This window comes from Comamonas sp. C24C, assembly GCF_053345995.1.
The window spans coordinates 238591-261396 of record NZ_JBKFBC010000007.1 but is presented as its reverse complement, the minus strand read 5'-3'; the positions used below and the strand labels follow the sequence as shown (position 1 = coordinate 261396).

The window sequence follows — 22806 nt, the reverse complement described above, 5'->3', positions numbered from 1 at the left end:
GCTCAGGCTTTTGACAGAACGTAGCGACCCGGTGCATCTTCGATGGCGGCATAGGCGCGCGCACGGCCATAGCTCCTGGGAGCCGCCAGCTGCTTGCCCGCATGGCTGCCGAGCCAGGCGCTCCAGTCCGCCCACCAGCTGCCCGGATACTCCGTGGCATCGGCCAGCCAGTCGTTGAACGACTCTGGAAACTCGCCATCCTCACGCAGCCAATGGCTGCGCTTGTTCTTGGCCGGGGGATTGATGACGCCAGCGATATGGCCGGAAGCCCCCATCACGAAACGCAACTCACCGCCCAGCACCTGGGAGGAAGCGTAGGCCGCGCCGACAGGGACGATATGGTCCTCGCGCGAGCCGTAGATATAGACCGGCATCTTGAGCTGCCCCATATCGATCTTCTCGCCGCACACGGTCAGCACGCCGGGCTTGATCAGATTATTTTCAAGGTAGAGATTGCGCAGATACCAGGCGTAGAACGGGCCGGGCAGATTGGTCGAGTCACTGTTCCAGTAAAGCAGATCGAAGGGGGGCGGCGTTTCGCCCTTGAGGTAGTTTCCCACCACATAGTTCCAGACCAGATCGTTCGGCCGCAGAAAGCTGAAGGTGGACGCCATGTCCTGACCCTTCATCAGCCCGCCCTTGCCCATCTGCATCTCGCGCAGGCGCACCATGTTTTCATCGATGAAGATGTCCAGAATGCCGGTGTCGCGAAAGTCGATCAGCGTGGTCAGCAGCGTCATGCTGGCCACGGGGAACGGCTGGGCCTGCGCCTTGACCGCAGCAGCCGTCCTGCTGCTGGTCTTTGCTGCAGCAGCGCGGCTGCGCGCAGGCTTGGCTGCCGGTAGCTCTTCATGCTCGCGGGCGTGGCGTGCGGCCAGCACCGCCATGGCCGTGGAGACCATGGTGCCTCCCACGCAAAAGCCCTGCACATTGATTTGCGGCACCTCGCAGATGTCTTGCACCGTGCTCACGGCCTTGAGCACGCCGTCCTCGATGTAGTCGTCCCAGGTCTTGTGGCCCAGGCTTTCGTCGGGATTTCGCCAACTGACCACAAAGGTACGATGGCCCTGGCTGACGGCATAGCGAATGACCGAGTTGTCCGGCTGCAGATCCAGAATGTAGAACTTGTTGATGCAGGGCGGCACCATCAGAAAAGGCTTCTCGAAGACCTTGGCCGTCAGCGGCTTGTACTCGATGAGCTGGAACAGCTCGTTCTCGAAAACCACCGCGCCTTCGGTGGTCGCCACGTTCTGTCCCACGGTGAACAGGCTTTCGTCGGTCATGGAGACATGACCTTGGCGCATGTCAGCCAGCAGATTGGCAATGCCCTGGGCCAGGCTCTCGCCCTTGGTTTCCACGACCTTGTTGAGCGCATCGGCATTCAGCGCAAGAAAATTGCTGGGCGCCATGGCCGCCACCCATTGCTCGACCGCGAAGCGCACGCGGTTGCGCGTTTTCTCATCACCCTGCACGGCCTCGGCCATGCCGGTCAGCATGCGGCTGCCGAGCAGATAGTTGGCTGCGGCCATCGCCGCAACAGGATTGGCGCTCCATTCGGGCTTGGCGAAGCGTTTGTCCTTGGCCAGCAGGGCCTGAACCTGCTTGGCATCCGCGAGCGACTGCACAGACTGGAGGTATTCCTGCTGCAACCCCTGCAGTTTGGGGGTATCGAACTGAACCGTCTGGGCCGAACCGGCCGCCGCCTGGGGCATCGCCGACTGCATGGCCTCCGTGATGGAGGCCCAGGGGTTGGGTGCAGCACCCAGACCCGGCATGGCACTGAGCCCCATGGGAGCAGTGGCCTGCATTTGCTGGAGCGTCTGTAGACTTTTGCTCCAATGCTCCTGCCAGAATTGTTGAACGGATTGGCCAGCCTGGCCCCAGCTCGGGTCAAAATTCATGCTTACATCCTAGTCAAGGCAAGCGACCGGCGATCTCAGGGTCTGGGGACGCTTGCGGAATCTGCAATACGGCTCACACGGCGGCATTGTCACCTATGTGCCACTCGGTTCTGACAAGAAGCTGCGTCATTTCGCCGTTATGAAGCTGTTTTGACACAAAACACAGTGCTGCCGACATGCATGGCGGCTCTTAAGATAGACACCATGTACCTCATAGCCATCGCCTGGATGTACGTTGTCGCGATGATGACGATCGCCGAGGCAGCCAGCCCCGGCGGCACCCTGCTGGGTGCATTTTTCACCTTTGTTCTCTATGGTCTGCTGCCGCTTTCCATCGTGCTCTACATACTGGGCACTCCCGCCAGAAAGCGCCGCCTCAAAGCCCGCCAGGAGCAGGAAGCACTAGCTGCAGGACACGTACCGCCCGGCCCCGATTCAGGCGTCGCGCCAGATGCTGGCAGCCAGCCGACCGCTGCTGCCCAGACGGGCGGCATCGCGCCTGTGCGAGAAGAAACGTGATGCATTGCTGACCGTGCACCAGGGCTGGCTGCCATCGTTGCCGAAGATTGCAGCAATGCCCAAAGCAGCAAGCCTCTGACGCGCCAGTTGCGCCAGATCGGCCAGATATTTGCCCTCGCTGCCCGCTACCGGCACAAAATGCCGCGCAGCACCAGGGTCATGAGCCACAAAGATATCGCGCACCTCGGCCCCCACCTCGAAGGAGTCGGGGCCTATGCAGGGGCCCAGCCAGGCCTGGGTGTGCGCGGCAATCCGGGCTCGCTCTGTCTCGGCCCCTGAAAGCGATGGCTGCATCTGCACCTTGCGACAGAAAGCCTCGAAAAGTGTCTCCAGCACACCTCCGGGCAAGGGCCCGTCAGACGGCTTCCTGCCGGGCGGCATGCCGGCCAGACCGCGCCAGCCCGCATGGGCTGCACCCACGACCAACCCCGAATCATGGGCCAGCAACACGGGCAGGCAGTCCGCCACCATGATGGTGCAGACCACGCCTGCCTCGTCGCTCACACAGGCATCAAAGGCTGCACCGTTGGATTCGGCCACATTGCCTGCATCCAGAGTCAGCACGCCCACACCATGCACCTGCTGCAAGAACGCCGTACAGGCACCGGGCGTGCGAGCCTGCAGCGCCGCATTGAACAGTTCACGGTTGCGGCGCACATGAGCGGGGTCATCGCTCACATGGTCGCCCAGATTCAAGCTACCCCAGGGGGCCTGACTGACGCCGCCCTCGCGCGAGGTGCAAAGCGCATGCACGCCAGGCAAGGCCGGCCAATCGGGGACCAGCCAGGAGTCGGGCCAGGAGTCCGGCAGGCCCGGCCTGTAGTTCTCGCTCATGACGCCCTCTTCACTCCGCATCCGGACAGGCCGAAGGATGGGCCTGCTGGAAAGCCGACAAGGCGTTGCAGCGCTCGACCACGCCCATCAGGCGCGGCAGCGCATCAAGATTCACATTGAAGCGCTGGGCGTTGTAGATCTGCGGCACCAGGCAGCATTCAGCCAGCGTGGGCGCATCACCCCAGCAAAACGTCGACGGCGCCAGCCCCGCGGCCTTGCGCTCGGCGTCCAACAGCGCCAGCTGACGCTCGAAGGCTTCGAGGCCGGAGCGTACCCAGTGCGCATACCAGCCATTCTTGGCTTCGTCGCCGACCCCCATTTGGTGCACCAGATACTTGAGCACGCGCAGATTGTTGAGCGGATGGATTTCACAGGCCACCATCTGCGCCAATGCCCGCACATGGGCACGGCCCAGTGCATCTGCGGGCAGCAATGGTGTTTGAGCATGGGTCTCATCGAGATATTCGATGATGGCCATGGACTGCGTGAGCCAGAGCCCCTCGTCCGTCACCAATGTGGGCACCAGGGCGTCGCCGACATGGGAGGCATAGGCCGCAGCCTTTTGCTCGCCGCGCACCAGATGCACGGGTACGGAGTCATAGGGCAGGCCCTTGAGTTGCAGCGCAATGCGCACGCGATAAGAGGCGGAGGAGCGGAAATAGGTATGCAGCTTCATGATGCCGCCAGCATAGCGCGAGCCGCGCAGACTGGCATTTTCCCTAGGTCCGGAATACGTAAAAGCCGACGAGCGCCGCGCCGCCGGCGTGCCCGCACCGTGGCACACTGCTTGCCACATCAACCATTGCTGATTTCAGCGCCTGTTCCTGCCGAGGACCTCATGAGTTACGTGTTCACCCCCCCTGCTGTTGCCAGCCTGCCTGTTGTGGGCCGTGGCGAGCGCTTTCCCATTCACCGCATCTACTGCGTGGGCCGCAACTATGAGGATCACGCCAAGGAAATGGGCTTCACCGGCCGCGAGCCACCGTTCTTCTTCATGAAGCCTGCGGACGCGACCGTGGCGCAGGAAGCCGGCAGCACCGGCCAGGTGGCCTATCCGACGCTGACCCAGAACCTGCACCACGAGATCGAGTTGGTCGTCGCCATCGGCAAGGCCGGCAAGAACATCAAGGCCGCCGACGCACTGCAGTACATCTACGGCTATGCAGTTGGTCTGGACATGACGCGCCGCGATCTACAAAACGAGATGAAAAAGCAGGGCCGCCCCTGGTGCATCGGCAAGGCCTTCGAACAATCGGCTCCCATCGGCCCCATCACGCCGGCCGATCAGGCGGGCGACATCGTCAACGCCGAGATTTCGCTGCAGGTCAATGGCGACTATCGCCAGCGCAGCCACATCCACAAGCTGATCTGGAACATCGCCGAGACCATCGAACATCTGTCCAGCGCCTGGGAACTGCAGCCCGGCGACCTGATCATGACCGGCACTCCCGAGGGCGTGGCCGCCGTGGTCAAGGGCGATGTGCTGGAAGGCGCCATCAGCGGACTTGAGGCCATCAGGATCCAGATTGCCTGAAAACCCTTGGCGCACAAGCATTTAGCGCCAGTCAAGCTCCAGGGGAGTCACACCTGCACCGGGTGTGGCTCCCTTTTTTATAGCTATTTGCACATGTTGCGCCTGCGCTTGCAGCCTGATTTGCTTATAGTTGCGGAATGATTTTTCGCAGCCCCATCAAGTTCTGCCGCGAATGCGGCACCGCAGTCACCTACCGCGTTCCTGACGATGGGGACACACGCGAGCGTGCCGTTTGCCCGGCCTGCCACACCATCCACTATGAAAACCCGCTCAATGTGGTCGGCACCCTGCCCGTGACGGACGACGGGCGCGTGCTGCTGTGCAAGCGCAATATCGAGCCGCGCCGTGGCAAGTGGACGCTGCCCGCGGGCTTCATGGAACTGGCCGAGACCACCAGCCGCGGAGCCCAGCGCGAAACCGACGAGGAAGCCGGAGCCGACATAGAGCTAGGCAGGCTGTTCAGCCTCATCAACGTGCCCCAGGTGGGACAGGTCCATCTCTTCTATCTGGCCCGCCTCAGGAGCACCCAGTTCTACCCCGGCCCCGAGACCATGGAGGCCCAGCTGTTTGCCGAGGCAGACATCCCCTGGGAGGAAATCGCGTTTCGCACCGTCAAGCTCACCCTGGAGCGCTTCTTTGCCGACCGCAGGGCCGGCGTGCTCGAGCAGCCGCAAGTGCACTGCATAGACCTGCTCTGAAACTGCCAGACTGGCTACCCACTTTCTCACAAAAATCACCGCTCTGTCTTCGAGGGACAGAGGAAGTTGTCTGACGCCACGCTCACGTCTGCAGGCCAAAAATTACCAATGAATACAAATTGCGTGTGACCTGACATATCTCCTACGCAATGCTGTGAAAGGTCGAGCATGAGAGCGGGCATCGCAACGGAGCTCTGATCGCCAACGGGCATGGCGCCTGCTGGCTGTTTCGTACCCGTGCGCCTTGTGGTTGCCTGAGCCCATGCTTCTACAGTCTATTTACTGGATGAGGCGTCATGAAGGCATCTTTGAGCCCCGCACTGAAGTCTCAACAATTGCTGCAGCGTGTCTGGGCTTTTGCGCTCCTGGCACTGATTCTGCTGCTCAGTGCCAGCTGCAGCCTGTACCTGCTCTCGGCCGTGCGCGCCTTCGTCAACGGAGAAAGCCTCTGGTCCAAGGCCCAGAAGGATGCGATCTACTCGCTGTCCCGCTATGCCGACGAAGGCAACCCGGTAGACTTCGCCCACTACCAGCGGGCCCTGCAGGTGCCCCGCGGGGATGCCGAGGCACGCATCGCCCTCTATGACAAGCCACTGCGCCTGGACCTGGCGCGCAAAGGCATAGAACAAGGCCAGAACCACCCCGATGACGTCAGCTCCCTGATCTGGCTGCTGCGCACGTTCCGCTACTTCAGCTGGGTGCAGGAGCCCGTGGCCTACTGGAAGCTGGGCGACGAATATCTGAACCAGCTGGACACCCTGGCCCAGGAAATCAGGCGCGGCTACGAAGTGGGCAATATCAGCCGCGAAAACATTGCCACCTGGAAGCGCGAAATCGACCTGATCAACCAGGGCGTGACGGCCCTGACCCGAGCCTTCAGCGACTCTCTGGGCCAAAGCTCGCGCAACATCGTCTGGCTGCTGCTCGCGCTCAACGGTGCACTGGCCATCGGACTGGTGAGCCTGTGGGTCTGGAACACCTGGCGGCTGATCCTGCTACGCGAACAGGTTCAGGAAGGCCTGAACAGCGAGAAAGAGCGCGCGGAAACCACGCTTGCTGCGCTCAGCGATGCGGTCATCACAACCAATGCCAAGGGCCTGATCAACTACGTCAACCCGGCCGCCATCGGCTTGCTGGGTCTGCAAAAGCAAAACTATCTGGACAAGCCCATCAAACAGGTGCTGCAGTTCTACACCATGGACGCCTCCATCACCAGCGAAGGTCTGCTCGCCCAGCTGGTCAGCGAAACCAAGGAAAGCACCGTCGTGCGTGACGAACAAACGCACTGGGTGCGCCGCACCGACCACAGCATCGTGCCGGTCAAGGTGCTGGGTTCCGCCATGCAGCGCGAGGGCCAGACATCGGGCGCCGTCTTCGTGCTGCGCGATGTATCGCGCGAGCAGCAATACATGGATCAGATCTCCTGGAACGCACGCCACGACACGCTGACGGGGCTGGAAAACCGCGGCGAATTCGAGCGGCGCCTGCAAAAAATGCTGACCCAGGGCCTGCATCAGGTCAAGCCCTATGCCCTGCTCTACATCGACCTGGACCAGTTCAAGCTCATCAACGAAACCAGCGGCCATGCCGCCGGCGACGAGGTGCTGTGCGAAGTCTCGCGCATGCTGCAGGCCAATCTGCGCGAAACCGATTGCCTGGCACGCATGGGGGGCGACGAGTTTGCCGTGCTGCTGGAGAACTGCCCGCCCTCCAATGTGGCAAGCATTGCCGAGAAGCTGCGCCTGGCGGCCCAGCAATTGCAGACCACCTGGGGAGAGAAGATATTGCGCACCGGCTTCTCCATCGGCGCCGTGCATGTTCCCGGCGATGCGGTGAATGCCTCCGATCTGCTGCGCATGGTCGACATGGCCTGCTACCAGGCCAAGGAGCGTGGGCGCAACAAGGTCTTTTTCTACAAGGCCGAGGATGGAATCTACAGCCGCTACGTCAGCGAGATGGAATGGGCCACGCGCATCCGCACCGCCTTGGACGAAGAGCGCTTTTGCCTGTACGCCCAGAGCATTGCACCGCTGCAGCACAGCAAGAGCGGCAAGCATGGCGGCATGCACTTCGAGGTCCTGCTGCGTCTGCGCGACGAGAACGGCCAGATCCTGGCGCCCGGCCATTTCATCCCCGCGGCGGAGCGCTACGGCCTGATGCCCTCGCTAGATCGCTGGGTGATCTCCAAGGCTCTGCAGACGCTGGCCCAGCAGCCAGGACATGCCAAGCTGGTGGAAACCTGCGCCATCAATCTCTCCGGCCCCAGCCTGGACGACGACGGCCTGCTGGAGTTCGTGAAGGAGCAGCTGCAGCTGCACGGAATTGCAGCGCAGAAGCTGTGCTTTGAAATCACCGAAACCAGCGCCATCGGCAACCTCAGCAATGCCACGCGCTTGATTCAGGCGCTGCGAGCCCTGGGCTGCCGTTTTGCCCTCGATGATTTCGGTGTCGGCATGTCGTCTCTGACCTATCTGAAGCAGTTGCCTGTCGACTACCTCAAGATCGATGGCGGCTTTGTGCGCGACATGCTCAAGGACAAGGGCGATCACGCCATGGTGGAAATGATCAATCGCATCGGCCAGACCCTGGGCAAAAAAACGGTTGCCGAGTTCGTCGAAAGCCGCGAGATCGCCGAGGAACTCATGAGCATGGGCGTGGACTATGTCCAGGGCTACGCCATCGCCCGCCCCAAGCCCATGACCAGCGAATACTTTGCTCCCACGCAGGAAAACCAGCTGCCACAGTGGTGCGGAGCACTGGCCATGAGCTGAAAGCAGCGCACGCCGGCAATAAAAAACGACGCCTGAGGCGTCGTTTCCTTTTTAGGCAGCACTCAGGCTGCTGGCATCAGCGCGGCTTGCGCGAAGCCTGACCCGCAGGCTTCGCCGGCCTGGCTCCAGGCCTGGCCTTGCCCGTCACACCGGCACGCGGAGGCAGACCCGTGTGCTGGGTCAGCATCTTGCCCGGTTGGGGCTGGCTGCTGCGAAAGCGCACATCCCCCTTGGGCTCAAGGCCTGCATCATCCTGGCGACGACGCACGGCCACGGCCTTGCCATCCTTGTTGGTGGTGTAGCCGATGCCGCCACCGCTCTTGGACGAGGTGCTGTTCTTCTTGCGGGCACTCTGATAGCTGCCGTCGACCAGAGGCTGGAAGGTCGGAATCAGATGCTGCTTGCCGTTGCCGATCAGATCGGCACGACCCATGGTCTTGAGCGCCTCGCGCAGCAGCGGCCAGTTGTTGGGGTCGTGATAGCGCAGAAAAGCCTTGTGCAGACGTCGGCGCTTTTCACCGCGCACGATGTCCACGCGCTCTTCGTCCTCGTCGCGCATCTGCCGGCGCACCTTGGTCAGCGTATTGCGGCCGCTGTGGTACATGGCCGTCGCCGTGGCCATGGGGCTGGGATAGAAGGTCTGCACCTGGTCGGCGCGGAAGCCGTTCTTCTTGAGCCAGATGGCCAGATTCATCATGTCTTCATCGCTGGTGCCCGGGTGGGCGGCGATGAAATAGGGAATCAGGAACTGCTTCTTGCCGGCCTCTTCGCTGAACTTCTCGAACAGCTGCTTGAACTTGTCATAGCTGCCGATGCCCGGCTTCATCATCTTGGTCAGCGGGCCTTGCTCGGTGTGCTCGGGCGCGATCTTCAGATAGCCACCCACATGGTGCTGGACCAGTTCCTTGACGTACTCGGGCGACTTCACGGCCAGGTCGTAGCGCAGACCCGAGCCGATCAGGATCTTCTTGATGCCGGGCAGCTTGCGCGCGCGGCGGTAGATCTTGATCAGCGGCCCGTGGTCGGTATGCAGGTTCTGGCAGATGCCGGGGAATACGCAGCTGGGCTTGCGGCAGGCGGCCTCGATCTGCGGGCTCTTGCAGCCCAGGCGATACATATTGGCCGTGGGCCCGCCCAGGTCGGAGATGGTGCCGGTAAAGCCCTTGACCTTGTCGCGGATCTCCTCGAGCTCCTGGATGATGGAGTCTTCCGAGCGGCTCTGGATGATGCGACCCTCGTGCTCGGTGATGGAGCAGAAGGTGCAGCCGCCGAAGCAGCCGCGCATGATGTTCACCGAAGTGCGAATCATCTCCCAGGCCGGAATCTTGGTCGCGCCTTCGTGGCTACCGCTTTCGTCGGCATAGACGGGATGCGGGCTGCGGGCGTAGGGAAGACCGAAAACCCAGTCCATCTCGGCCGTGGTCAGAGGAATGGGTGGCGGGTTCATCCACACATCGCGCGCCGTGGCTCCCTCGCCATGGGCCTGGACCAGCGCACGGGCATTGCCGGGGTTGGTCTCCAGATGCAGAACGCGATTGGCGTGGGCGTACAGAATCGGATCGCTCTTGACCTCTTCGTAGCTGGGCAGGCGCAGCACGGTGCGCTCGCGCGGGGGCAGCTTGGATTTGCTGCGCAGCGAAAGATTGGGCACGAACTGGATGGGCTGGACCTTGGCTACCGATGCGCCGTCATTGGGGGCGTCCGCTTCCGATTTCGCGGCATCTTCCTTGGAGCAGCTCTGGCCCTGGGCCTCTGCCTGCTCGCTGGTCGTCATATAGGGGTTGATATGGGGCTCTACTTCGCCGGGTTCGTCCACCGTGGTGGAGTCGACCTCGAACCAGCCTTCCTCCGAAGCACGGCGAAAGAACGAAGTACCGCGCACATCGGTGATCTGCTCTACCGGTTCGCGCGCCGCGATGCGGTGCGCCACTTCGACCAGGGCACGTTCGGCATTGCCGTAGAGCAGGATGTCGCATTTGCTGTCCACCACGATGGAGCGACGCACCTTGTCGCTCCAGTAGTCGTAGTGGGCAATGCGACGCAGCGAGCCCTCGATGCCGCCCAGCACGATGGGCACATCCTTGTAGGCCTCGCGGCAGCGCTGGCTGTAAACGATGGCCGCGCGGTCGGGGCGCTTGCCGGCCACATCGCCGGGGGTGTAGGCATCGTCGCTGCGAATCTTGCGATCAGCCGTGTAACGGTTGATCATCGAGTCCATGTTGCCGGCCGTCACGCCCCAGAACAGATTGGGCTTGCCCAGGGCCTTGAAGGCCTCGGCGCTGGTCCAGTCGGGCTGGGCGATGATGCCCACGCGAAAGCCTTGCGCCTCCAGCACGCGACCGATGACGGCCATGCCGAAACTCGGGTGGTCCACATAGGCATCGCCCGTGACCAGAATGATGTCGCAGCTGTCCCAGCCGAGCTGATCCATCTCCGCACGACTCATGGGCAGGAACGGCGCCGGGCCAAAGCGCTTGGCCCAGTACGGCTTGTAGCTGGTCAGCGGCTTGGCATCGCGATGGAAAAAGGAAACATCAACCGGGGCGTTCATGTGGATGGGCTTTATATGGCCTCATGGCCTATGCGGAGAAAGAACCCGTCAGTGTACTTTTCCGCCCTCGGCCTTGCACGAGCAAGGTCTTGCGAAAACAGGGCTGAAACTCTGAACTTCATAGCAGGCAGCGCTTGCGACCATTGAAATTCAATGCTTAACGTACCTTAAACCTTTGATTGACAAGCGCCACATACTCACTTATTAATAGCACCAAAATCCCGCCGCCACGCTGCCTCAATCCTTTTCCTGGCCCGTGACGGCACCTGTGACCGGGTCCAGCCGGAGCTTCATGACCGTCTGGTCGGCCCGCAGCAACTTGACCTTGTAGCTGGTCCTGCCCCAGTCCGAATCCAGCTGGGCCTCCAGCGGCTTGCCCGGCAAGGAGGCAACGGCGGCATCGACCGCCTGCGCCAGCGTGATCCGGGTATCGGCCAGGCGCTTGACATGCTTGGCCTCGGCCCGTCCCTTGTTCTTCTCCACGGCGGCATCGCCGGTGCTGGCATTCACACGCAGCCTGATTTCCTCGTTCGCGGGCGACACCAGGGTGACCGCGTAATAAGGAGCGGCGCCTTTCTTGCCCTCTTCCAGCTCGGCGTCTATCGCGTTTCCGGAAACGACGGCCTGGGCTTTCTCGACGGCCTGGGTCAGGCCGATCTGCACGGCGCCGGTCAGGGCCAGCCATTCGGCAGCCGACTTTGCCAGGGCCGGAGCTGCGCTCCATCCGTACAGGCTCAGGGTGGCAGCTAGCAGCAAGGTGCTGGAACGCAATCTCATGAACCCATCCTCCGACAGTGGCGACCCTTGCAGTCTGCCCCTATTCCGGGGCTCTGGCTTGTCAGAAATCAAGCCGTATCGACTTTCAGAAAATCCATGCAAAGCCTTTGCCAGACAAAGCTTTGTCGCTATGAAATTCAAGAGTCCCATGCAAACAGCCCGCCAGGGCCGGGCCTTGGCGGGCTGCAATCGGATCGAAAACAGGCCGCTGTCGCTGTTACAGATCGCGCTGGGCTGCGGTAATCAACTCGCCGAACTGGCCGGCGTCACCCAGCCGATTGGCGGCCAGCAGCGCCAGCTTGACCAGCAGCAGCTCGGACTTGTCCGCGCCCACGGCATCGATGGCGACAGCCAGCTGGTCATACACGGTCTCCAGACCGGCGATATCAAGAGTGGTTGGGTTCATTTGCATCTCTCCTCAGGCGGGCAGGGCCGCCTTGAATGCCGCTTGCAGGCGATTGGCGTCCAGCGCCATCCAGCGCGCACAGACATGTTGATCGGGACGCAGCAGATAGGCAGCGCCATCGGCCATCACGCCATAACGGGCGCGGCAACGGCCCTCGCTGTCGTCGAGCACCAGATCGGCACCCTGTATCGCGCTGACGGCCTGGCTGCTGACGGCAATCAGGCGCACGCCGATGCCGCGAGCCCTTATCCCGGCCACGACCGCTTGCAGCTCGGCGGGTATCACCTTGCCGTTCGTGAAATACAGCAGATCGAAGCCGCCACCCAGGTGGTCAAGCAGATAGCTGTCCGGCGCAAAGCGTACGTTCAGAGGCGGCGCGCCGTGGGCGGGGCCGGCCTTGAACAGCAGATTGTCGTCGCCCATGCTGTTGAGCGGCGAGCTGCCGTACTCATGCGGGCGCGAAGTTCGCCAGTGGTAGAGCGGGCCGACAAAGGGCTGGCTCAGCGACAGGGACAGCACGGCATCGCGCAGCAGTCTGAAGCCTCTGCTCGGCGGGGCCATGAAACGCGTGCTCTTGCCGGCCTCCTCCACAATCTCGCGGGCCGCACCCACGCGCTCGCTGCTATAGCTTTGCAGCAGCGCGGCGCTGGCCGCGCCCTTGGCGACGAGTGCCAGACGCCAGCCCAGGCCCTGGGCATCCTGAAAACCGGTATTGGCGCCGCGCACGCCGAAGATGGGCAGCATATGGGCGGCGTCGCCCGCAAAGATCACGCGGCCATGCACATAGTCGGGCAGGGTCAGCGCGCGGGCCGAGTAGACGGAGCTCCAGTCCATCTCCCAGGGCGTGCCGCCAAAGCCGATCATCTCCAGCTGAGCATCGATGCGCGCCTTCAGCGACTCGGGCCTGAGCGCATCCTCGGGATCTTCGCCGGCAGGCAGCTGGTAGTCCACACGCCAGATGCCATGCGGCTCGCGGTGCATGAGGATGGTGTTGCCCGGGTTCCAGGTGGGATCGAAGAATGCGAGGCGCTCGGTGGGCAGGGGCAGGTCGATGCGGATGTCGGCGATCACGAAGCGGCCCTCGTAGGAGGCGCCTTCCATCAATAGATTCATGGCCGTGCGAATCCCGGAGCGCGCGCCGTCGCAGGCCACCAGCCAGTCGGCCCGCAACTCGTAGCTGCCTTCTGGGGTGTCCACTTCCACCAAAATCTGCTCGCCCTTTTGCTCGACCTTGTTCACGCGATTGCCCCAGCGCAGCTCGATCAGCGGGTTGGCCTGCGCTGCATCGACCAGGTATTCCTCCAGGTACTGCTGCTGCAGATTGATCATGGGAAAAAAGCGGTCGTCGTCGGCACGCGCGTTCTCCATGCGAAACACGCGCTGGCCGCGATAGATGCTGTTGCCGTAGCACCAGGGCAGTCCGGTCTCCGTCACGCGCTGTGCCACGCCCACCTGTTGCAGGATTTCCATGGAGCGGCGCGTGAACACGATGGCACGGCTGCCTTCGGACACCTGCAGCTCGGACTCCAGCACCACGCAGCGCTGGCCGTGGCGGGCAATCTCCAGCGCCGTGGTCAGGCCCACGGGGCCGGTGCCGACGATGACGATGGGGTGGTTTTGCTCGCCCGGATGCCGGGAGGCAAGCCAGGGCTGGTGCACCTGGTACTGGTAGTAGATGGAGCGGCGTGGCTCGGCAAATGGCTGGTGCATGTTCTTGTCTCCTGGGGGCGCTGTCGTGGTCAAACCGGTGCGCTTTCATCCCCTTTGCGGTCTGGCTTGCAATGCAGTGTAGAAAAGCAACCCGCCGCCAATGTCACCAGATGGAGACAACATCTATCCCAAGTCAAATTTCAATGAAATCGGCCTCTGCCCCTTTCCCATCAATCGATGGGGGCTATCAAAGTTGACCATCGACAGCTTCAGCAGGCTCCATCAGCAGCGCAAACAGCTCGCGCTGCCCCTGCACGCCCAGCTTGGCGCAGACGCGTTTGACATAGGTGCGTGCACTGTTGACGGTAATGCCCAGGCGCTGCGCCAGCGCATCGGCATCCAGGCCCTGGGCCAGCGCCCGCACCACATCGAGGTCGCGCGGCGTCAGTTGCTCGAAGCGCCTTGCCAGTCGCGCCAGCACCAGCCCGACCAGGTCGTCCTGCAGCGTCTGCCCCGCGTAATGCAGGCGCATGGCCTGCATTACCAGGGGCGCGAAAGCCTCGATCCGGGCAATGGCTGAGGCGTCGAAGCAACCGTGCTCCTCGCCTCGGTACAGGTTCACGGAGAGCCAGCGCGCGTTTTCCTGCAGCATCAGCAGCGACAGCCGCTCGGCGATGCGCGGCAGCTCATAGCAGACATGACGGTATTCGGGATGCTGCACATCGCGCGGGCCCTGGCGATGCAGCCAGACGCGTGGCTTGGCATGCGGGTCCCTGGCAAGGCGTTCCAGCTCGGCCTGCATCACGCGCTGCGAGCCGTCGAGCGGATAGAAGCGTTCGCTGTAATCCTGAGAGATCATGGGCAGCGCCCCCGTGCGCGCCCTGTCACCCATACCCACCACGCGCGGCCTGGCCATGCCCTGGAAGGAGAAGATCGTGCACTGCGCCAGCGGCACATGGCGCCCCAGCAACTGCAGGATCTGCTCGGCCACGGCATCGCTGCTGCTGCGCCCCACTCTTTCCATCATGGCCGTCACATCGGCCAGAGCCACGGGCAGCTGAGCTGCCTGCGCGGCAGCCGGCAGCAGCATCCAGTGAGAGGAATCGGGAAACGGCGCGGAGCAGGCAGTCATAGACCGCGATTCTCGCCGCTGCAGCGCGGCTGCAGACAGGAAAAACCGGCTGTCCTTTCAGGAGCGGCCGGTCTGGCTTGAAGCAGAAAATGCGGCCTGGCTCTGGCGCCCTACCACTCGCCCACATTGCGTATGCGCTGCAGCAGCTCCCATTCGTCTTCGGGAGCCGCAGCCTGCAGGGCCTGAGGCTCTGCCAGCTCCTGGGCCAGCGGAGGCGGCGTGAAGTGTTCGCGGCCAAAAGTATGTTCGCTCAGGGACTCTGGGTGCGGATGGTTCATGATGGCCTCCTTTGCTCAAAGCTTAAGGCTCGAAGCGGGCCGCTCCTGTAGGAATTGGCTTAAGGACACTGTCGAGCAATCCCCACAGGCCGCGTCGTCGTGTCATGGATATGTCACAACTGCCATCATCGGGCCACGCTGCTCGGCCTCGACTTTGCGGTTATGCTGCCGCCGCTATGCCTCAGACCCTTCGTGCTCCCGTCTCCAGCGAACTCATCATCAAGAAAAGCCGCTTCATCGGCTGCGTGCAGCCGATGACGGACCGGGCCAGCGCACAGGCCGTGGTGGATGCACTCTGGCGCGAGCATCCGGGCGCGGCCCATGTCTGCTGGGCCCTGCTGGCAGGCGGTCAATCGGCCGCCGTGGATGACGGCGAGCCCAGCGGCACGGCAGGCCGCCCCATGCTGGATGTGCTGCGCCATCAGGACCTGGAAGGCGTGCTGGCTACCGTGGTGCGCTATTTTGGCGGCGTCAAGCTCGGCGCCGGCGGACTGGTGCGCGCTTATACCGATGCCGTGGCACAGGCCTTGCTGCAGGCCGAAAAAGTCGCCATTCAACGCATGCAGACCTTGCAGTGCACGGCCCCCTATCCGCTGGAAGGTCTGGTGCGGCGCATGGCCGATACAGCGGGCGCGGAGTTGCTGGAGGTCGATCATGGCTCTCTGGTGCGCTTCACGCTGCAGATGCCCGAGGCCGATGCTGCCCAGTTTGTCAGCACCCTCAATGAAAGCGGCCAGGGCCGCATTGGCTGGCTCAAGCCCGACGAGCTATAGGACGCAAAAAAACCCGCCTGAGCGGGTTTTTTCAGCAGCCTTATCAGCAATTGCCTTTTTTGGCCTGGCCCGGAGGGCAGCCATGGGGATGGGGCTTTTTGTAGCCATCGTCGTAATACCCGCCGCGGCCGTCATAGACCGCGCAGCCGCTGAGCACCCACAGGGCCGCAGCCAGCGCAAACATGGTTTTCATGGGTTGGACCTTTTTCTGATTTTTCGGAGTGCCAGTCTATAGGCGATCCCGCCCGAATTCTGTCAACAATCTTTTCTGCAGCTCTCAATTGGCAGGCTGCTGCTCGGCCGCCACCTGCAGGTGCAGCAAGGTGAAATACAGGGTCACATCGCCCTGCTGGTCGATGAAGGTGCCCACGGCGCGCTGCAGGCGGGCGGCAATGCACAGGCATTCCATGGCCTCGGGACGGCCGCCGGGAATCCTGGCCGTGGTCAGCAGCGCCAGCTGGTTCTGGCGACCGAATTCATGCACCACCTCCAGCGCTTCGCCGTGCTGTCTGGGAACGGCTTCGTTGGCCCAGCTCCAGACAAAGCTGCCGTCCTGCTCGCTGCTGGTGCCCACCAGGCAGACCGTGGCAACCACCTCATGCAGCGGAGCTTCCAGTGCCAGCAGCGCACGTTCGAGATCCCAGCGGTACCTGGGGCTGCCCTCCAGGCCGAACTGCCGGGGCCATTCGGCATTGCGGGCCTGCATCATTTCAACGGCCTCACGGCTCCAGGCGGACCAGTCGGTGGTTTGTTCGTCGTTGCTCATCGCGTATCCATGCTTTTCAACAGAGCGCATTGTCAGGCAAGAAGCGGGCATGCCAGGGCCTGGAACCCTATGCCCCCGCAGGCGTGCGCTCAGTTCTTCATCTGCAGCGCTATCCAGTCGGCCAGAAGCTGCTGCACCGAACCGGCAACCCAGACTTGCGGGGCCAGCAGACAGTATTGCGAGCCGTCCGGCACAAAGCCCAGCGGCGCCACCAACCGCCCGGCAGCGATATCGTCCTGCGCCAGCAACTGCGGGCCCATGGCCACGCCCAGACCCGCTGCGGCGGCCTGCAGGCTCAAGTAGAAATGCTCAAGCACCAGAGCGCCGGCTGTTGGTGCCTGCCCCAGCTGCATCGGGAGCTGAAGAGACACAGATTGACACCAATCCGCCCAGGCCCCGGGGCGCGTCCTGCTGTGCAACAGCGCCGCGCCACCCCGCAGCTCCAGACTGCCATCCGCCTTCGAGGCAAAGAACTGCTCCAGCCGGTCCGGCTGGCAGACCGGCCCCATGCGCTCTGCGCACAAAGGCTGTACATGGACGTTACGCCCCCAGTCGAAGTCGTTGCGGCGTATGGCCAGATCGATGCCGTGCCCCCATTCGACGGCGCCGCCGCCTGCGACCAGATGCACGGTGTGCTGCGGGTAGCGAGCCTGGAAGTCGCCCCAGCGCGGAATCAGCCAGCGCATGAGCAGCGTGGGCTCGCAGGACAGCAGCAAAGGCCTGTCGGCCACCTGCCGGCGCACCGCTTCTGCCGCGCGTGCCATCTGTGCCAGCCCGGCATGGACGCCATCGAACAACAAGCGGCCTGCGGCATTGAGAAACACACGGCGATTGCGGCGCTCGAACAGCGGCGCCCCCAGCTCCTGCTCCACCGCGCGCACCGCACGGCTGATGGCGCCATGGGTCAGATGCAGCTCATCGGCAGCGCGGCTGAAGCTCTCCAGCCGCGCTGCGGCTTCAAAGCAGCGCAAGGCCACCAGCGACGGCATGCGCTGTGGACCGACCATGTTCATCTGTGAGCCAGATTCACTATTTTCTTGAGAAATCATCGTTATTCAAAAAGCTGTGACCGACCTAGAGTTCAGGACCATAGAGCGCTGCCTGCCATTCTCCTGCAGCAGAGCCATCGAACAAACAGCAATTTAAACTCAACCAAACGCATAGCATGAACGCCTGGCCTACCGTGATTCTTGTCACCTCTCTTGCCGTCATCAGCCCCGGCGCCGACTTCGCCCTGGTCACCCGCACCAGCCTGATGGAATCGCGCCGTGCAGGTCTCTGGGTAGCGCTGGGCATTGGCAGCGGTGTGCTGATCCATGTCACCTATGCCCTGCTGGGACTGGGCCTGGTCCTGCAGCGCCTGCCCTGGCTGTTCGACCTGCTCAGATATGCGGGTGCAGCCTATCTGGTCTGGCTGGGAATTTCTCTATGGCGCGGCGCCAGCCATGCCAGCGAAGGTTCGTCAAAGCCTGCCTGCGGCGCTGCAACCGGGCATGCTGCCGGCCTCTCGCTTTTTGCACTGGGTTTTCTGACCAACGTGCTCAATCCCAAGACCGCGCTCTTCATCATCAGTCTGTTCATGCAGGTCGCAGGCCCTGCCGTGCCCATGACCAGCCAGCTGGCCTACGGACTCTTCATCGCCCTGACCCATGTGCTGTGGTTTGCGCTGGTCGCCTGCTTTTTCTCGACCCCGGTGCTGCAACTCAGGATACAGGCTGTGCGCCCCTGGGTGGACCGCAGTCTGGGCATTGTGCTCATGGGCCTGGGTGGGTTGCTGATCGGTGCCAGCACCACACGGCAAATTCAATTTTGATAGCTGCTTGCAATTGATATGAAAGGGTTTAAGACCAACAAGGTGTTCGATAGCAGTATCTGCAACGTAAACGACAGCTTTGGAGCGCTCACCCATGCCATGCTTGGTCGGCATCAGTGAAAAAGCCAGAGGAGACCAGCACCATGAAGAATCGCTACCCCTTTCCCGATCTGAACACCCTGCCGCAAGACATCAGGCAGCGCATTGCCGAAGTGCAGGAAAAAACCGGCTTCATCCCCAATGTGTTTCTGGCCTTTGCGCGTCGGCCGGCCGAGTGGCGGGCCTTCTTTGCCTACCACGATGCGCTGATGCTCAAGGAGGAAGGCAGCCTGAGCAAGGGCGAGCGCGAGATGATCGTCACGGCCACCAGTGCCGCCAACCAGTGTCTGTTCTGCGTGGTGGCCCATGGCGCCATCTTGCGCATTCACGAGAAAAAGCCGCTGATTGCCGATCAGATAGCCGTCAACTACCGCAAGGCCGATATCAGTCCGCGCGAACGGGCGATGCTGGACTTTGCCATGAAGGTCTGCCTGCACAGCCAGGACATCGACGATGCCGACCACGAAGCGCTCTATCCCCACGGCTTTGACGACGAGGATATCTGGGACATCGCGGCCATCACCGCCTTCTTCGGCCTGTCCAACCGCATGGCCAGCTTTGCGGGCATGCAGCCCAATCCTGAGTTCTATCTCATGGGTCGCGTGCCGCGCGAGAAAAAGGCCTGAAGCCACCGGCAACAGGCAGTAACTCGTTGGCTGCAACCGGTGCAACAGGCGCAGGAATGGCGCATCATCCCGGGCAGAGCAGCGGCCGACCCGGCAAAGCGCTGCTTGCCGGAGGCCTATCAAGATGCGAAAAACCGTTTGCTGCCTCGCCGTGCTGGCGGCGTTCAGCGCCACAACGGCTCATGCTGCCACCTGGCAACTCGAGCCAGGGCCTGACAACCGGCTGGAGTTCACTGCCACCTTCGAGAAAACGCCGGTGACGGGGGTATTCAAAGACTTCAGCATTCGCTTTGATTTCGACCCGCAGCAAGCTGCCGACAGTCACCTGAACGTCCGCATTCGCGTCAGCAGCGCTGACATGAACAGCAAGGACATCAACCAGGCCATTGCCGGCAAGGACTGGTTTGACTTTGCCCGCTACCCCGAAGCAGTCTTTGATACCCGCGAAATCCTCGGCACGGCGGGCACTGACCGCCATCTGGCACGCGGCACGCTGCTTCTGAAAGGTGTTCGGCAGCCGCTTGCGCTGCCTTTCAGCTGGAAGCCCGAGGAGCGCCTGCTCGAAGGGGAATTCCTTACCCGCCGCACCCTCTTCGGCATAGGCACGGGACAGTGGCAAAGCAGCGATGCCGTGGGCGACGAGGTGAAAGTGAAATTTCGCGCCCGGCTGCGCGAGCTGCCATGAAGGCCCTCAGACCGCTGATTGCGGTACTGACGGCACTGATAACCCTTATGACCCTGGTTGCGGGATGTTCCCAACCGGGGCTGGAAAAAGCGCAGCCTGCCAGCCCGCAGGCAAGGCCTGCGGACTTTCCAGCAGCCTTCTACGAACAGGCCGCAGCCAGCGGTCAGGAAGTACTGAAGGTAACCTCCTCACGTTCGCTGGTCTCCATCACCGTGCGTCGCGCTGGCGCCCTGGCCAGCCTGGGGCACGATCATGTGATTGCCAGCCGGCAGCTGCAAGGCTATGTGGCGCCCCAGCTGGGCCGGGCTGACCTGTATGTGGCGCTGGACGGTCTCTCGGTCGACGAACCCGCTCTGCGTGCCGGTGCGGGCCTGGACACCCAGCCCAGCGCCGCCGATATCGAGGGGACCCGCACCAATATGCTGAGCAAGGTGCTGCAGACCCAGCTCCATCCGTTTGCACGCGTCCAGGTGCGCACCACCCCGGATGCGGACGGCGAGGTCATGCTGGCCATGGCTCTTACAGTCCACGGCGTCACGCGCAGCCTGAGAGTGCCGGCCCGGATTGGTAGGGAGCAAGGAGCTATTCGTATCAGCGGAGCGCTGAGCATCGATCAGTCAGACTTCGGCATCACACCTTTTTCGATCCTGGGCGGCGCCATCCAGGTCCGGGACCGGCTCGATCTGAGCTTCGACGTGCGCGCCGACCCAATGAAGCGGGAATCCGGATCATGAGAGCGGTGAGTTGGCGTGCCCCGAGCGCAGCGCTGCTGCTGCTCTGCTGCGGCCCGATGGTGTCGGCACAGCAATTGCAGATCGAGACCGCCGAGCAGGATGAAGCCGTGCTGGTAAACGCCTCGGCCATCATGCAGGTCAGGCCGGCCACTGCCTGGAGCGTGATTTCCGACTACGAGCATCTGGCCGAATTTGTGCCCGGAATGCACAGCTCTCGCGTGCTGCAACGCAACGGCAACCAGGTGCTGGTGGAGCAGAAAGGCAGCCTGGGATTTCTGTTCTTTCGCCAGGCCATCGAAATCAGACTGGCTGTGAACGAATGGCCGCCTCAGCGCATCATCGCCCATGCGGTTGGCGGAAATCTCAAGCAGATGGACGGCAGCTATACCCTCGAACCCCTGGCGGACGGCCGCGTGCGCCTGAGCTACAGCGGCCGCCTGGTTCCCGCGTTCACCATACCCCCGCTGCTCGGAAAAGCGGTGGTGCGCCAACTACTGACGCGCCAGTTCAAGGCGCTGGTGGATGAAATCCTGCGTCGCGAGGCATTGAACCTCGGAAGCGGCAACCCGCCATCAAAAAATTAGCGCAAAGCCACTCATTGCGAGGAGTACAGGATTTTCCGTGACGATCCGCCAAAGCAGTCCAGAGCGCATCCAAGCCTGCAAGAGCGATTTGCCTGGCCGCCGGGAAGCAATGACTGCCGGCATTCGTTCATCAAGCGCCGACAGCCATGGAGTTTTCAGGCCTTGAAAGTCAGCCAAGGCTTCAATCTCAGGCTCGCCCGGATCAGCCCCGCCTCCTCCTGCGCCTGCAGCACCGGTCCCACGGGTTTGTAGGCGCCTGGGGCCTCCTCGATCAAGCGCTCCTCGCGCAGCGTAATGCACTGCCACATGGACTCGATCAGCGGCTGCTTCATGCGGCGTGTGTCCTGTCTCCGCACCTGCCGACCTGCACCGTGGCTGCACGATTGCAGCCAGTCTTCATGGCCCAGGCCCTTGACAAGGAAGGAGTAGTCGCCCATGGAGCCCGGAATCAGCGCCCACTGGCCGTCGTGCGCCGGGGTCGAGCCCTTGCGGTGCACATTGAACTCGCCTTCGGTCATCACGACGTTGTGCGGCACATCCACAATCAGGCGCGATGCATCGGGCGCGGCAATGTCCTCCAGTTGTTTGCGCACCAGCTCGGCCAGCGCCATGCGGTTGAACCATGCATAGCGCGCGGCCACGCCCATGGCCTGCAGGTAATCCTGCGCCAGCGCACCGCTCAGACCATACAGGCCGTGCCGCGGGTGTTTGATGCCCTGCGGCCATTGCTGCCTGGCCAGATCCATCCAGCGGCGGCCGACATAAAAGCCGACATCGCGCGAGCCGGTATGGATCATCACCGTGACATCCCCCTTCTTGAGCCCTGCCGCATAGGCGGCGAGGCGATCGAAAATCTCATCGACCACGCAGAACTCCAGAAAATGATTGCCGCTGCCCAGGTCGGCGGCAGACGGCGGGCGCAGCAACTCACGCGGCTGCAACAGGGCTTCGGGCGCGTAACGACTGCGGCCCGCAAAGCCTTGCAGGCCCACGCAGCCGGCCAGTTCGGCTTGCAGGCGATCGCGATTCACGCCCTGCCACAGGCCGGCGTCGGGCAAGTGTTCGATAAAAGCATGCGGGCCCTCGTCGAACAATGCCTTGAAGCCTGCGCTGCGCACGGGTACATCGCGCCCGTTCTGCAAGATGACGCGGGTCAGCCGCTGCACGATGGTGCTTTTGTGCAGCTCGGCCTGCGCCTGCGTCAGGCCCGTGCTCAACAGGCGTATGCCGCAGTTGATATCCGTGCCGATGGCAGCAGGAATCACGAAATCCGGCGATGTCGCCACCACAGCCCCCACTGGCGCAATGCTGCCGGGGTGAAAGTCCGGCGTGGCACAGGCTTTGCAGACTGCGCCATGGCCTTGCGGGTCGGCGACCGAGGCAAAGTCCAGCAGCTGGCTGACGGCCTTGTGCTCCAGCGGCAGACTGTCAGGCAGCAAAACCGTGGCGGCCGCCTGCTCGTTATGGATTTGATAGATATTGTCTCGGTAGGAGACCTGGATGCCCTGACGTGACAGAGCTTTTTGCAGTCGGGAAAGCTTCCCGGAAAGATGGGGCATGATGCTGAGAAAAACAGGTACGCAACAGCGCATCTCCGAATCTGGGAGATGCAACGCACCTTCGAGCAGCAGCATCAGGAAGGATGGGTAAGCCGCAGATTCTAATGATTAGCGGC

General features: G+C 62.6%; 23 protein-coding genes. 10 read left to right on the top strand and 13 right to left on the bottom strand.

Going from position 1 to position 22806, the window contains the following annotated elements; genetic code table 11:
* Positions 1 to 2: 2 nt before the first annotated feature.
* A complete protein-coding gene (locus ACLBXN_RS15125; RefSeq protein ID WP_447612676.1) occupies positions 3 to 1901 on the bottom strand; it encodes a PHA/PHB synthase family protein in 1899 nt (632 codons plus the stop codon).
* Between the two features lie 204 nt (positions 1902 to 2105).
* Between ACLBXN_RS15125 and ACLBXN_RS15120 the strand changes: the two genes are divergently transcribed.
* Positions 2106 to 2420, top strand: coding sequence for a hypothetical protein (locus tag ACLBXN_RS15120; protein WP_447612675.1), 315 nt, complete (start codon positions 2106 to 2108; stop codon positions 2418 to 2420).
* Here the strand turns inward: ACLBXN_RS15120 and ACLBXN_RS15115 are convergent.
* The gene (locus tag ACLBXN_RS15115; RefSeq protein ID WP_447612674.1) at positions 2337 to 3254 is read right to left on the bottom strand and encodes a polyphenol oxidase family protein; all 918 of its coding nucleotides are present in this window, start codon (positions 3252 to 3254) and stop codon (positions 2337 to 2339) included. The genes ACLBXN_RS15120 and ACLBXN_RS15115 overlap by 84 nt on opposite strands.
* Before the next feature lie 10 nt (positions 3255 to 3264).
* On the bottom strand, positions 3265 to 3930 hold the full coding sequence (gene maiA / locus ACLBXN_RS15110; protein ID WP_447612673.1) for a maleylacetoacetate isomerase: 666 nt from the start codon (positions 3928 to 3930) through the stop codon (positions 3265 to 3267).
* Between the two features lie 162 nt (positions 3931 to 4092).
* On the opposite strand from maiA, the gene ACLBXN_RS15105 reads away from it, so the two are divergent.
* From ACLBXN_RS15105 to ACLBXN_RS15095, 3 genes are all read left to right on the top strand, one after another.
* Positions 4093 to 4788, top strand: coding sequence for a fumarylacetoacetate hydrolase family protein (locus ACLBXN_RS15105; protein ID WP_447612672.1), 696 nt, complete (start codon positions 4093 to 4095; stop codon positions 4786 to 4788).
* A gap of 137 nt (positions 4789 to 4925) precedes the next feature.
* On the top strand, positions 4926 to 5486 hold the full coding sequence (locus ACLBXN_RS15100) for an NUDIX hydrolase (RefSeq protein WP_043004959.1): 561 nt from the start codon (positions 4926 to 4928) through the stop codon (positions 5484 to 5486).
* Between the two features lie 296 nt (positions 5487 to 5782).
* On the top strand, positions 5783 to 8257 hold the full coding sequence (locus ACLBXN_RS15095; protein ID WP_211456446.1) for a putative bifunctional diguanylate cyclase/phosphodiesterase: 2475 nt from the start codon (positions 5783 to 5785) through the stop codon (positions 8255 to 8257).
* Positions 8258 to 8333: 76 nt separating this feature from the next.
* Here ACLBXN_RS15095 and ACLBXN_RS15090 read toward each other — a convergent pair whose 3' ends face one another.
* The 6 genes from ACLBXN_RS15090 to ACLBXN_RS15065 form a co-directional block, all read right to left on the bottom strand.
* Positions 8334 to 10808: a YgiQ family radical SAM protein gene (locus tag ACLBXN_RS15090; protein WP_447612671.1), complete on the bottom strand. Its 2475-nt coding sequence runs from the start codon at positions 10806 to 10808 to the stop codon at positions 8334 to 8336.
* Positions 10809 to 11045: 237 nt separating this feature from the next.
* Positions 11046 to 11585 carry a PepSY domain-containing protein gene (locus ACLBXN_RS15085; protein WP_447612670.1) on the bottom strand — a complete coding sequence of 180 codons (540 nt, stop codon included), beginning with the start codon at positions 11583 to 11585 and terminating at the stop codon, positions 11046 to 11048.
* Between the two features lie 217 nt (positions 11586 to 11802).
* On the bottom strand, positions 11803 to 11991 hold the full coding sequence (locus ACLBXN_RS15080; RefSeq protein WP_447612669.1) for a DUF2783 domain-containing protein: 189 nt from the start codon (positions 11989 to 11991) through the stop codon (positions 11803 to 11805).
* A 12-nt stretch (positions 11992 to 12003) separates the two neighbouring features.
* Entirely contained in the window at positions 12004 to 13701 is a 1698-nt protein-coding gene (locus ACLBXN_RS15075) for an FAD-dependent monooxygenase (protein ID WP_447612668.1), read from the bottom strand.
* 187 nt (positions 13702 to 13888) lie between these two features.
* A complete protein-coding gene (locus tag ACLBXN_RS15070) occupies positions 13889 to 14773 on the bottom strand; it encodes a helix-turn-helix transcriptional regulator (RefSeq protein ID WP_447612667.1) in 885 nt (294 codons plus the stop codon).
* A gap of 110 nt (positions 14774 to 14883) precedes the next feature.
* Positions 14884 to 15051, bottom strand: a complete 168-nt coding sequence (locus ACLBXN_RS15065; protein WP_196250296.1) for a hypothetical protein — start codon at positions 15049 to 15051, stop codon at positions 14884 to 14886.
* A gap of 176 nt (positions 15052 to 15227) precedes the next feature.
* Between ACLBXN_RS15065 and ACLBXN_RS15060 the strand changes: the two genes are divergently transcribed.
* Entirely contained in the window at positions 15228 to 15824 is a 597-nt protein-coding gene (locus ACLBXN_RS15060; RefSeq protein ID WP_043004966.1) for an IMPACT family protein, read from the top strand.
* Positions 15825 to 15867: 43 nt separating this feature from the next.
* On the opposite strand, the gene ACLBXN_RS15055 is transcribed toward ACLBXN_RS15060, so the two are convergent.
* From ACLBXN_RS15055 to ACLBXN_RS15045, 3 genes are all read right to left on the bottom strand, one after another.
* Positions 15868 to 16017, bottom strand: a complete 150-nt coding sequence (locus ACLBXN_RS15055) for a hypothetical protein (protein ID WP_043004967.1) — start codon at positions 16015 to 16017, stop codon at positions 15868 to 15870.
* Positions 16018 to 16101: 84 nt separating this feature from the next.
* On the bottom strand, positions 16102 to 16590 hold the full coding sequence (locus ACLBXN_RS15050) for a DUF6882 domain-containing protein (RefSeq protein WP_447612666.1): 489 nt from the start codon (positions 16588 to 16590) through the stop codon (positions 16102 to 16104).
* 89 nt (positions 16591 to 16679) lie between these two features.
* On the bottom strand, positions 16680 to 17639 hold the full coding sequence (locus ACLBXN_RS15045; RefSeq protein WP_447612665.1) for a LysR substrate-binding domain-containing protein: 960 nt from the start codon (positions 17637 to 17639) through the stop codon (positions 16680 to 16682).
* Between the two features lie 116 nt (positions 17640 to 17755).
* On the opposite strand from ACLBXN_RS15045, the gene ACLBXN_RS15040 reads away from it, so the two are divergent.
* From ACLBXN_RS15040 to ACLBXN_RS15020, 5 genes are all read left to right on the top strand, one after another.
* Positions 17756 to 18403, top strand: a complete 648-nt coding sequence (locus ACLBXN_RS15040) for a LysE family translocator (RefSeq protein WP_447612664.1) — start codon at positions 17756 to 17758, stop codon at positions 18401 to 18403.
* Between the two features lie 143 nt (positions 18404 to 18546).
* Positions 18547 to 19128 carry a peroxidase-related enzyme gene (locus ACLBXN_RS15035; protein WP_043005093.1) on the top strand — a complete coding sequence of 194 codons (582 nt, stop codon included), beginning with the start codon at positions 18547 to 18549 and terminating at the stop codon, positions 19126 to 19128.
* Between the two features lie 124 nt (positions 19129 to 19252).
* The gene (locus tag ACLBXN_RS15030; protein ID WP_447612663.1) at positions 19253 to 19813 is read left to right on the top strand and encodes a YceI family protein; all 561 of its coding nucleotides are present in this window, start codon (positions 19253 to 19255) and stop codon (positions 19811 to 19813) included.
* Positions 19810 to 20547, top strand: coding sequence for a YceI family protein (locus ACLBXN_RS15025; protein WP_447612662.1), 738 nt, complete (start codon positions 19810 to 19812; stop codon positions 20545 to 20547). Before ACLBXN_RS15030 ends, ACLBXN_RS15025 begins: the two co-directional genes overlap by 4 nt.
* Positions 20544 to 21131, top strand: a complete 588-nt coding sequence (locus ACLBXN_RS15020; protein ID WP_447612661.1) for an SRPBCC family protein — start codon at positions 20544 to 20546, stop codon at positions 21129 to 21131. Before ACLBXN_RS15025 ends, ACLBXN_RS15020 begins: the two co-directional genes overlap by 4 nt.
* A 155-nt stretch (positions 21132 to 21286) precedes the next feature.
* On the opposite strand, the gene ACLBXN_RS15015 is transcribed toward ACLBXN_RS15020, so the two are convergent.
* On the bottom strand, positions 21287 to 22765 hold the full coding sequence (locus tag ACLBXN_RS15015; protein ID WP_447612660.1) for an RtcB family protein: 1479 nt from the start codon (positions 22763 to 22765) through the stop codon (positions 21287 to 21289).
* Positions 22766 to 22806: the final 41 nt, after the last annotated feature.